The sequence below is a fragment of the Mycoplasmopsis cricetuli ATCC 35279 genome (assembly GCF_000526955.1).
Lineage (GTDB): Bacteria > Bacillota_I > Bacilli_A > Mycoplasmatales > Metamycoplasmataceae > Mycoplasmopsis > Mycoplasmopsis cricetuli.
This window is the reverse complement of record NZ_JAHB01000008.1, coordinates 25,485-37,418: the sequence shown is the minus strand read 5'-3', so window position 1 is coordinate 37,418 and position 11,934 is coordinate 25,485. Positions and strand designations below refer to the sequence as shown.

The 11,934-nt window shown below is 22.3% G+C and carries 8 protein-coding genes; 3 read left to right on the top strand and 5 right to left on the bottom strand.

Annotated features, from left to right (window positions below):
• The 3 genes from U744_RS04675 to U744_RS0102625 form a co-directional block, all read left to right on the top strand.
• Positions 1–3,308, top strand: a 3,308-nt coding sequence (locus tag U744_RS04675; RefSeq protein WP_025755542.1) for a hypothetical protein, incomplete at its 5' end; no start/stop codon positions are given.
• Between the two features lie 294 nt (positions 3,309–3,602).
• Positions 3,603–5,003: a DUF262 domain-containing protein gene (locus U744_RS0102630; protein WP_025755541.1), complete on the top strand. Its 1,401-nt coding sequence runs from the start codon at positions 3,603–3,605 to the stop codon at positions 5,001–5,003.
• Entirely contained in the window at positions 4,976–6,499 is a 1,524-nt protein-coding gene (locus tag U744_RS0102625; RefSeq protein ID WP_025755540.1) for a GmrSD restriction endonuclease domain-containing protein, read from the top strand. The genes U744_RS0102630 and U744_RS0102625 overlap by 28 nt, the downstream gene beginning before the upstream one ends.
• 218 nt (positions 6,500–6,717) lie before the next feature.
• Here the strand turns inward: U744_RS0102625 and U744_RS0102620 are convergent, their stop codons facing one another.
• From U744_RS0102620 to dnaG, 5 genes are all read right to left on the bottom strand, one after another.
• Positions 6,718–6,927 carry a TM2 domain-containing protein gene (locus U744_RS0102620; protein WP_025755539.1) on the bottom strand — a complete coding sequence of 70 codons (210 nt, stop codon included), beginning with the start codon at positions 6,925–6,927 and terminating at the stop codon, positions 6,718–6,720.
• Positions 6,920–7,627 carry a hypothetical protein gene (locus U744_RS0102615; RefSeq protein WP_025755538.1) on the bottom strand — a complete coding sequence of 236 codons (708 nt, stop codon included), beginning with the start codon at positions 7,625–7,627 and terminating at the stop codon, positions 6,920–6,922. The genes U744_RS0102620 and U744_RS0102615 overlap by 8 nt, the downstream gene beginning before the upstream one ends.
• Positions 7,628–7,704: 77 nt before the next feature.
• Entirely contained in the window at positions 7,705–8,484 is a 780-nt protein-coding gene (locus tag U744_RS0102610; RefSeq protein WP_025755537.1) for a Nif3-like dinuclear metal center hexameric protein, read from the bottom strand.
• Between the two features lie 5 nt (positions 8,485–8,489).
• A complete protein-coding gene (locus tag U744_RS0102605; RefSeq protein WP_025755536.1) occupies positions 8,490–10,022 on the bottom strand; it encodes an RNA polymerase sigma factor in 1,533 nt (510 codons plus the stop codon).
• Positions 10,022–11,923: a DNA primase gene (dnaG, locus tag U744_RS04530; protein WP_084644112.1), complete on the bottom strand. Its 1,902-nt coding sequence runs from the start codon at positions 11,921–11,923 to the stop codon at positions 10,022–10,024. Before dnaG ends, U744_RS0102605 begins: the two co-directional genes overlap by 1 nt.
• Positions 11,924–11,934: the final 11 nt, after the last annotated feature.

The window sequence follows — 11,934 nt, the reverse complement described above, 5'->3', positions numbered from 1 at the left end:
TTAAAAGTGATAATTCAAAATCAAATGATTCACTAAAACCAACTCAACCACTACTTGATAGTGATAAAAACAAAACCGATTCTAAATTAATTGATAACAGTAATGAAAACAATAAACTAAAATCAGAAACCCAATTAGATAAAAACCATTTTTCTAATACAGATCAAACTAAACAAATAAAATCAAATCAAAATGATAGCAATCTTAAAAGTGATAATTCAAAATCTACTTCCGAATCTCCCTTAACACAAAAAACAATTAACAAAGAAAACAATATTTTTATAGATAATAAAAATAAATCAATGGAATACTTAACACTTTATGATGCGGTTAAAGACGCCCAAGATGGTGAAACTATCTTTGTTAATAAGGATGTTTTAATTAACCAAACTATTGAAATTAAGAAAAACATAATTATAACTACCAGTTCTAAAGTTTCAATAAAAAGAGATAAAAACTTAGACCATCCGCTTGATATGTTTGTTATTAAAGCGGGGGGCTCATTAACTTTACAAGTTGAAAATCAAAATGAAAATGAGATTATTTTTGATGGACAGTTAAGAAACTTTGAAAAAAGTGCTATGATTACAGTTGAAAAAAATGCTAAATTAATTGTAACCAATGGACTTAAATTTACTAATGCAGTAGCTAAGAAAACTGGTTATGCTATTTTTAAAAATTATGGGCACATAATTTTTAATGGTGCTGAGGCTAGTAATTCTTTTTCAGATCATGGAAGTGTTTTACGCAATGAAGAAAATGCTACTTTTGATTTTAAATCTGGGAAAATAACTAACAATAGTGGATCAAGTTTTTTCTTTTCCAAAGGTACAATTAACATTGATGGTGGAGAAATGACTGACAATATTAGCAATGAAGCTGGACTTATTACCATGGAAAATTCTGGAGTTTTAAATTTTAATAACGGAATTATTTCAAATCAAAATCAAAAAAATGAAAATGCAATAACTTTAAGAAAAAACAGCAAAATTTTACTTGGAGATAAAATTTCAATTAAAAATCAAAAAAGAAGTATTCTCCTACTTTCAGATAAAAATAAAATTATTTTTAATAACAACACAGTAAATTATTCCAAAGATAATCCACTTATAATTTGACTAAATCAATATGTTCCGGGATGAAAATTACTTGGATTTAAAAACAAAGATATTATTAGTGAAGTTTTTGAACATTTACTAGTTAAGAAAAATGATAATTCTGATGAGTTTGTTATTTTAGAAAAAAATCCAAACAACACTTTAGAGTATCAAATAATTGATAATAAAAAACTCAATGATTTATCATTAATTTATCAGTTTTATTCAGATAATTTAGGATTAAACATAAATGAAGGGTATAAAAATAAACAAACAATTGAAAATACCAAAAATTTTTTAAAAGAAATCTATAAAGATTTTTTAAATTCCTTGCAATTGCATTTATTGAATCAAAAATTACTTGAAAATATTGAAAATTCTAAAAAAATGATTGTAGTTGACAAAAATTCAATTGTAAATTTGCTTTCAATTGGAAGTGGTTGACCTGAAAAAGTAAGAACCAAACAATACTTTCACTATGAAAATGTTGATATATTAGGTAAATACTTATCATCTGGAAAAATAAATAAATTAAATGTTTTTGTTGATGGAAATTCCAATAATGTTTATCTTGCTGCTCGACCTGTTCATAATGTTAAAAATAACAGTTATGGTGAATTATTTATTAAAAAATGAAAATTAAAAACTGGTTGAAATAAACTTGAAATCGATCTAACTAAAGAACCTTTTCCATTAATGTTGTTTGGGAAAAATGATTCTAAAGAAAAAGTTAGAATAAGAATTGATTTTCAAAATCCAGATTCCCAAAATCAAGAGCATCCATTTTTTATTTACAATAGCAATTTAGCTAATAATCAAACAAGATTTTGAAAATATTTACAAGAATTAAAAGAGTATAACAAGAAAGTTAAAAATAACTTGGCTCCTGATATGACAATTGTTGAGTTTCAAGATTTAGTACAAGGTAATTTTCAACTTTCTATTAGTTCAGTTGCAATCCAAGAAGCTTATGATGAAATTGGTTTAACAACTGAAGAAAAAGCAAATGCTTTTATTGAAAAATATGCCCAACAAATTTTTGAATGATTATCAATTTACAGAAAATATGATGGATATGACAATAATGATTCAAATCCAAGACATCATATTACCAAACACAAAGTGCATGCTACATTCACAAACACAGTAACTTCACCATCTAATTTATTTGCAATTGAAGAATATTTTCATCTCCCAGTTAGTTCTGGAAAAGCCTTTATCAATGGAACTAACATGTATGAATGAGGATTTATGCATGAGTATGGACACACAATTGATAATGAAGATATTGTTCTCCCAGAAGCTACTAATAATTTATATGCTATGGAAGGAGCAAAATCTGCACTTTTAAGAAAAATTAAAAATGAAAATTTAGATATTGAAAATATTGAACAACTTTCTTACTATCATCAAAACTTAACTCAAGGACAAAACTCTACTATTGCTTTTTTTGAAAAAAATTTAGAAGAAAAAATTAAAAATAAAGAAAAAAGAATTTTCTTTTTTGATGATTCTGATGTTTTTAAAAAAATTTATGCTTGATTTATAGCAACGAGTTTTTTCAAACATTGAGATTATGAAAAAAACTATGATTTTGTTAAATATTCTTTTTATGATAAAAATCTTGCAGAAAATATTAAAAAATTTGGTTTGTATGGGACAGCAATGAGGCTTGTTCGCGAAGGTAAACATCATGATAAATTCAAACTTACAGACTTACGTGGATGAAGCGCTAGTCCTGAAAGACTTGTAATTATGTTCACTATTGCAAGTGGATATGATTTTAGTGAAATTATGCAACGATTTGGACAAAATAACATTGATCAGAGAATTAAAAATTTTACATCTCAATATCCTAAATTTCCTGTGCCAATTGAATACTACAATTTGTTTGCTGATATTAAGGAAATAAAAGAAGTTCCACTTTATCTAGAAAACGTTAAGCCTAAAGTTGAAATTCGAAAAGCTTACAAAGGATCAATAAATCTTAATATTCAATTAAGTGAGCAAGAAAAAAACTCAACAATTGCTTATGAAATATATAAAGATGATGAACTTATCTTATTTACCAGAAAGAATAAAAACATTTCATTAAGAGGACTTACTGAAAAAGGAAATTATCGAATTGTAATTTATGATTATAAACTAAATAAAAAAGAATCTGATTCATTTTATTATGATCCAAATGATGAAAAATATTATGTTTATTAATTAAATGAAATGATTTAATTAAAAATTTAAAAATAACTAATACTTTTTTAAAAATACAAACATAAAGATTCAAATAATAAATCAATTAAAGCTAATTATTAATTTATTGCAAATAGTGAAACATATTTATTTATGGGATTTGATGATAAAGATTATAAAAAACCAACTATATATATATATATATATATATATATATCAAAAGTAAAATATATCAACAAATTAGAAATAGCATGGTAGTAAAATTTATAGCAACAATTATAAAATTAATTCATAATTTAAATAACGAGGATAATAATGAATATTAATAATAATAATAATAATAATAATTTTTGAAAAATAGAAATCAATATTAAACAATATTTAAAAATAATTTATGAATCTTTTAACAAAATAAATGAAAAAGAGAGAAAGAATGCAGAGTTAAACATTACAGAAACTAACCAAAAAAGTTTTAGCATTTTTTTAAATAATAAATTAATTAAAAAAGAAATTTCTATTACTGCTAGAGATCAAATTTTAAAAATTTGAAATTTTTTTGAATTAATTAGTATTACTGAAAATGAAAAATATATTTTAAATGATAAATGAAATTATTCTATTTACAATAATGATGATCAATTTGAAAATCATTTATTTAATATCATTAAGGAAAAAAAATTTAATGAATATGAAAATGAAAAAAAAGATAATAAATATTATTTTTTTTATTCAATAAAATTGAATATTTTGTTTAATTATTTTATTTCTATTCAAAAACAAAATAAACTAAATGATTCAAAAGAAAAAAAATTTCTTCAAATTTATAGAATTACTAAAGAAGATTTAAACTATTATGATATTTTTACTAGAGATTTTTTAAATAAAAAAATTTATAAAAATAAACAATTTATAACAAATTTAGAAAAAGAATTAAATTTTAATAAATTTAAAAATATTATAAATTGAGAAGATAATCTAATAAATATTAAAAGTAAAGAATTAAAAGAATTTATTCGTAAATTAAATGAAAAGAAAGATAATGATTTTCAAATTAAAATTCCAAAATATGATTTTAAATCATATGAAATGGAATTTAATTATTTTTTATATCTTTTATTAGGTAATTATGACGAAAAAAAACCTGAAATTAAGCGCCCTTTTAGAATTCCTATATATCAAAGAAGATATGTTTGAGATAAAAAAATTATAGAAAGTTTATTAAATGATATTCTTAATCATGAAAAACATTATATTGGAAATGTTTTATTTGCATTTTCAAATAATTCAAATGGTGGTAATACTATTAACATAGTAGATGGTCAACAAAGAATTAGTACATTATTTTTAATTTTAGCAACTTGGGTTATATTTTTGTTTCAAAATGATGAATATAAAAAAATATTAGAAGATAAAATTTCAGAAAGATATTCAAATGAAAATATTAAGGATTCATTTTTAAAAAATTTTATGAATAATATTGTCCCATTATTTTTTGCTAAAAAGACAAATTCAGAATTTCAAAAAACAGAATTAGAAAAATTTTTTAAAAGAATTGAAGGAAATAAAGATTATGAAGATTTTGGTAAAATTTGAAATTTTAACATAAATATTGAAAAAGAATCTAACATATATAAATGTTTTCATTTAATTTATAATTGATTTTTTAATGAAATTGAAAATTTGAAAAAATGGAATTATTTTTTAATAATCTTTTAAGTTTAACTTTTAATATAATTTTATTCACTAAAACTGATGAATTAAGTTTGTTTGAAAGAACTAATACTAAGTCAAAGCAATTAAATGATTTAGAACTACTAAAAAGTAAGATATATGAAAACTATTCTAAACCACAAAATGATAAAGATGATATTGATGAAGAAGATTTCCAGAAAAAATTTGATGATGAAGTGTTAAAATATTTTATTGAAAATAAAAATAATTCCAAAGAGGATGCTAAAAAAATTCAAAATTTTATTATTTCTCTTGATCCTAAAAGTAAAACTACATCTTCAAAAGAACTAAATTATTTAAGTATTTGAAAGTTTATTTCAAATTCAGAAAATTCTCAAAAAAATGATTGAAAAAAAATGATTGAATTATTGAATAAACATGTAAAATTCTTTGAAAACATTAGCAATGAAAAAAAATTTATAAAATCACAAAGTAAATATAGTTTAATTTCTGATATTCTTTATATAATTAGTTCTAATAAAAGTGTTTATATAAAATTAATTAAATATATTTTAGAAAAACTAGATGAAAATATATTTTCTGATGAAATATCATTTAAAAATAATCAAGAAAATTTAAAAGTAACAAGAGATTATTTACAAGTAATACAAAATTATGAAATTAGAGCTTCTTTTTCTGGTAAAACAGGACAAAGCTTAAGCAAATATGTTTCTGAAGTAATTTTTAAATTAGAAGAATATTTAAATAAAAAAAATGTAGAACTTAAAAAATTAAAAAAAGATGAATTTTTTAAAATTTTTCATAATACTTTTAGTCGTGAAAATATAAAAATAAAACCTATATTTGAGTTTTATCGATCAATTAATAAATTAAATTCACCTTCTTCAAAAGAAGTTAAAATGATATTGTTTGCTTTTGAATCTTTTTTAAGTTATAAAAGTAAAAATAAAACACCTGATATGCATTCAGATTTTTTTGGAAAACAATATGGAGATAAAAAGCAACAATTTTCAGTAGAACACATAAAACCTCAAAGTTCAAAAAGAAAAAAAGAAAATAAAGAAAATGACTTAAAATATATTGATCTAATTGGAAACCAAATAATTATTCCACATCAAATTAATTCTCAATTAAAAGATAAAATTGTAGAAGAAAAATGTAACATTTATAAAGAAGAAAATTATTTAAAAAAATTAAAATCTGTTACTGGAATTAGCAGTGAAGATATGAATAAATATATAGATTGAATTGTAAAAATGGTTGAAAAAGAAGGAAAACAAGAGTTTTTAAATGAATATTTAAATGAATATGAAGTTAAAAATACTGAAAAATTAAGAGAAAAATTAGAAAGTGATTTTTCAAGTTTAAAATTGTTAGATTTAGACAAAGGTTGTTGTATTTCAAATAAAAATATCAAACAAAAAGTCGAATCAAGAACAAGAGCTATTTATTGAATATTAACACTTTCTGTATATGATCCAGATGAAGAAGATACAATTAAAAAAAATTTTCATAAATAAAAAGTATATTTAAAAAAATTAATGTTTTTTTAAATATATAGTAATAGTAAAGGATCAAATAATTATCTTTCTATGATGTAAACATTATCACTTTTTTTGTATATTTACACAGACTAATAAAAATATTTATATTAAAAAAAAAAAAAAAAACGATTTTTTGTTTAATAAAAAATCGTTTTTTAATATTTAATTTTCAAATTTAAAAAAATAGTTTAAATTTATAACTTACTAATTTTTTGTCCATCTGAATCTCTCATTTGACCACAAACAGCAAGAATAAAATCTATAAAATATCAAACTCCAAATAAACCACCTGTAAATAGTTTAAATAGGCCAAGTCATACTCTTCCTGCATAAAAGCGGTCAATTCCTAGATATCCTAGAAAAAATGACAAAAGAATTAAAACTATTCTACTTTTGTTACTCATTTGTTGCTCCTTTCTGTGTTATTTTTTCAGATTCATTTTTTATTTTTTCTATTATTTTTTCTAGTTCATCAACAAAAGGATGATTTTTTTCATTTTCAACGTCTTTTTTATCAATTTGAGAAAGAGTGTCTTCAAAATTTTTTAACAATTTTTCAAGTTCTGGGAATTTTGATTCATCATCATAAAAAACATCAGGAATATAATTTTCAAGAGCAGATATTAATTTTTCAATCTTTTTTTTCATTGGTCCTGATTCTTTTACTGAATTTATTATTTTAGTTAATTCATCAAATTTTTGTTGTGCTTCATCTAGAATTAACATATTTTCATCTTCAGAATTTTTAGGTGAATATTGTGATAGAATTTGAGGAATTTGTAAAAATAAGAATTGGAATTCACGTTGTTTTTTTCTATCTAATTTTTTTCCATCTTCAGGAGTAAATTTTTTTGTAATTTCTTCTAACTGACTTTTTAATCTATTTAATTTAATGATGCTTGTTTCAGATATTGATTCTGAATTGGGAGTTGTTGGTTTAGTAGTGGGGGGGTTTTGTTCTAAACTTGGTTTTTCTAAACTTGGATCTTCCATAGGTTTTGAAACTGAAGTTTGTTCTTCAAGAGAACATCCTGCAGAAACAGATATTATAGGTGTGGAACTAATTAACATCCAAGATCAAAGTGATACTTTTTTTAATTTCATTCTTATTTCCTTTTTTGTTTTTAATCTTATTTCACTAATTCAAAATAAAATTATATCAATAATTTTGTAAAATCTATTTATTTTAAATTATAAAATGGTATTTTTATTTCTTTAACTAAAAGTTTTAATTTTGGATGTAGTTTTAAACATAAATCATGCATATGTCACGCAAAAACTTGTTCATCTAAGTGTGGAATTTCTAAAATAGGTGTGTTTAATTCATTAAAAGTAATTCAATCACTTCATTTAAAATCACTACTTATAATTAAATCATATTTTCGCTTGTGTAAATCATTAATTGACCCGATATATCCACTACCACTTAAAAAAACTATTTTTTTAAGTGTTGAATTATATTTTTGTTTTGGAAAATTAGTTCTAAAAGCTGTTAACTTTAGTTTTTGTTCAATAAGTTCCACAATTTGGTTAAAAGTAAATTTTCCACTAATTGAAGCACTATATTTATCTGAACCATATTGAAAATGATTTTCAAGTGATAAATACTTTAAAATCTGATATGAAGTCCCATAAAGATCACTATCATAATTTGTATGCATTGAAAATGCATTTATTTGATGATTTTTTAATTTTAAATAAAGATCATTCTTATATGGCGCTTTAATGTTTTCAACTATCTTAGTTTTTTCAAATCAAAAAGGATGATGAGTTACAATTAAATTACAATCATTTTCAATAGCATAATCAACAACTTCATTAGTAACATCTATTGCAAAAACTACTCCCTTTAATTTTTTAGCTTGATTGAATTTAACTGAATAACCAGAAGGGTCTCAAGGTTCTTTATTTTTAATAGGGTATAAATTATTTAAATGCCAAATAAAATCTTTGATTTTCATAATTATTAATTTTTAACAAAATCCTTTAAATTTTTTCCATTTTTTGAAAATGATTTAAGCTTTCTTAAAATTTTATTTTCAATTTGGCGAATTCTTTCCTTGGAAACACCACCTCGTTCTTTTGCTAATTCTTCAAGGGAATGAATTCTGTATTTGTTTCCATTATCATCAGTTCCAACTCCATATCGTTTACACAAAAGTTCTTTTTCATCTTTTTCAAGTGATTCATTAATAATCTTATCAAGAGCCTCTGTTAGTTCTTCTTGAGCTGCAAAATCAACTGGATTTACAACATTTTCATCTTTAACAAAATCACTAAAACTTGAATCATTTTCTTTACCAACTTGTTTATCCAATGAAATTGGATCAATATTAATTTTACGAATATAACGAACTTTTTCTGGAGTGTAACCATTTCCAAAACGATTTGCTATTTCTTGATCAGTTGGTTCAATTCCTAACTCTTGTTGAAGCTCACGTTCAATTTTTGAAATTTTATTGATTGTTTCTACCATATGAACTGGAACTCTAATTGTTCTTGCCTGATCAGCTACAGCTCTAGTGATTGCCTGTCGAATTCACCAAGTAGCATAAGTTGAAAATTTAAATCCTTTGTGAACATTATATTTTTGCACTGCTTTTAAAATTCCTGCATTTCCTTCAGAAATTAAATCAATAAAAGAAAGTCCGCGATTTTTATATTTTTTTGCATTATTAATAACCAAACGCAAATTGCTTTGAATTAATTTATCGCGAGCTTTTTTTCCCCTAAATCCACCTTTTTCCATTAATTCAGCCAAGCGTTTTTCTTCTTCTACTGTTAAAAGTTCACCATATTTTCCAATTCAACGCATGTATCATTTAACAATATCATTTGTTTCAGTTAATTTATTAACTAAAGATTTTTTCTTTTTATTTAAATCATCAATAGTTAAATCAATTTCACTATCAAATTCACTTAAACTTAAATTTCCAAAATCAATTTCTTCATCTTCTAAGGATTCATCAAACTCAATGTTTTCTTCTTCCTCTTCTTCAAATTCATCATCATCATCATTTTCTTCTGAATCTTCTGAAATATTTTCATCTGAATTAAATAAATCATTATAATCTTCTTCAAGAGAAAAATCTTCCCCATCAAGTATTTCAAGATCATCATCAAATGATTCATTTTCAAAATCTTCAAGATCTTCAATAGTTGGTTCTTCAAAATCTATTTCATTAAAAATTTTTGAATCTTCATTTTCTTTTAATTTATCTTTTGATATTTTGGTTGTTTTTTTTAAATTTGAACTTGTCTTTTTAATTTCTTTTTTAAAATCACCTAAAGAGTGAAAATCTTCATCACCAAAATCAACATCATCAACTACAAATGATTTTTGTTTTAAAAGTTCTAAAAATTCATCTGAATGATCATCATCAACAAAAATACTATTGTTAAGTAAAAAATCAAAAATTTCCTCTTGAGTGAAATTTTTCTTTTTTCTTTTTTTTAGTTCTTTTTCAAGTAATGCAATTATTGTTTTGTATTTTTCCATTATTTTTCCTTGAGTTTATTGATTTCTTTTAACATTTTAGTGTATTCAGTAATAATTGGCGGAATTTGATTTTCAATACTATTTTGCTTAATAAATTCACGCAATTCATAATTTAAAGTATGATAAAATTTATTTGATAAAATTTTAAGATAATAATTATTTTTAAAATTTTGTTCGTTAATTGATTTAATTTGATGATCTTTTTTTGCAAAATATTCATCTATTTGTTGCTGTAATTCAGTTTCAGTTATGTTATTATAAAAATGTTTTAACTCATTTTTTATTTTTTCTAAAATTAAAATAATAATTTCTGGGTTATCTTCAGCATAGTGATATTGAATATTATTGTTTAAATTTAAAATTTCCTCAAAAATTTCCTTGTAATTAATTTTGAGTTTATCTTTAAGTAAAGAATTAAAACCAAAATCTGAAAAAATTGAAAAATTATTTATAATTTGTTGATTTTTATAATATTGTTTGCTATCTTTTTGCATTAAATCTCTTAATTTATAGTTTGATAAGCAAACAAGAAGTATTTCCAATCTAATGTCATTGTAAATAATATTTTTAAATTTATTTTCTTGTTTAAATGACTTTTTACTACCTAAGAATAAATTTTGAGTTTGAAATTTTTTCAAAATTAAATACTCATTAAAACTTTTGAAAAATCTTTGTTCTAAAATTTCAGCTGACTTTCTAGAGCAGTTATAAAGTAAATTAGTTAATGCTTTTTTAAAATTAAAAAAATTAACACTAGTTTTATCAAAATTTTCTTCTGTTAAAAAATTTTGTTTTAACAATTGTTCAAAAACTAAATGCTCAGATAATTTTCGATTTTGTTTTACTATATTATCAAGCATATCTTTCCCATAATGATTATAAATTTCATCTGGATCTTTATCAAATGTATTATTAATAATTTCAACTTCAAATTTATTTTCAAGTAATTTTAATGCTAAATTAAATGTAGCATTCATTCCAGCTAAATCATTATCCAAAAATAAAATAATTTTCAATCCTTTTAATAATTTTAAATGATAGTTAGTTAAAGTTGTTCCCATAAGAGCGATTACATTTTGATGCTGCGCTTTTCATAGAGCGATAACATCCATAAAACCTTCAACAATAATAATTTCTTTTGAAAAAAAGGCAAAATCTTTAGCATTATAAAAGTTATACAAAATTTCAGATTTTTTAAAATATTTTGTTTCAGGAGAGTTTATGTATTTTGGAAAATTCTTATCTTCATTAATTTGACGAGCACTAAATGCAACAATTTCTCCATACATATTTCTAATTCCAAAAATTATACGATTTTTAAAAATTAAGTTTAAATCTTCGTTAATTAATCCAACTTCATTTAAATTAATTTCAGAGTATAAATTATCAGTTTTTAAAATATCCAAATAATTTTTAAAAGGGGCAAACCCTATATCGAATTTTTCTAAAATTTCAGATTTATTTAAATAGCGTTTAAACAAAAATTTTTGTGCTTCATCATTTGTGATATTAAGTTTAAAATATGAATTTGCCAAATCTAATAATTCTAAATTTTTACTATCTTCAAGACTATGTTTAATCTGTTCTTCAGATGTGAAATCATTAAAATTTATATTTAAATTAGCTCGTTGAGCCAAAAATTTCAAAGTATTTAAATATGATATTTTTTTAAATTCTTTAACAAAATTAACCACATTCCCTGAATGCCCACAAGAAAAACATTTATAAATATTTTTAACTTCTGAAACAGATAAACTTGGCGTTTTATCTGCATGAAATGGGCAAATTCCAATATAATTATTTCCACGCTTTTGAAGTGAAATAAATTCAGAAATAATAGATACAATATTAGAAGAACTAATGATTGTATAAACTAAACTGCTTGGAATATTTTGCATCATTAGCTCCTTTT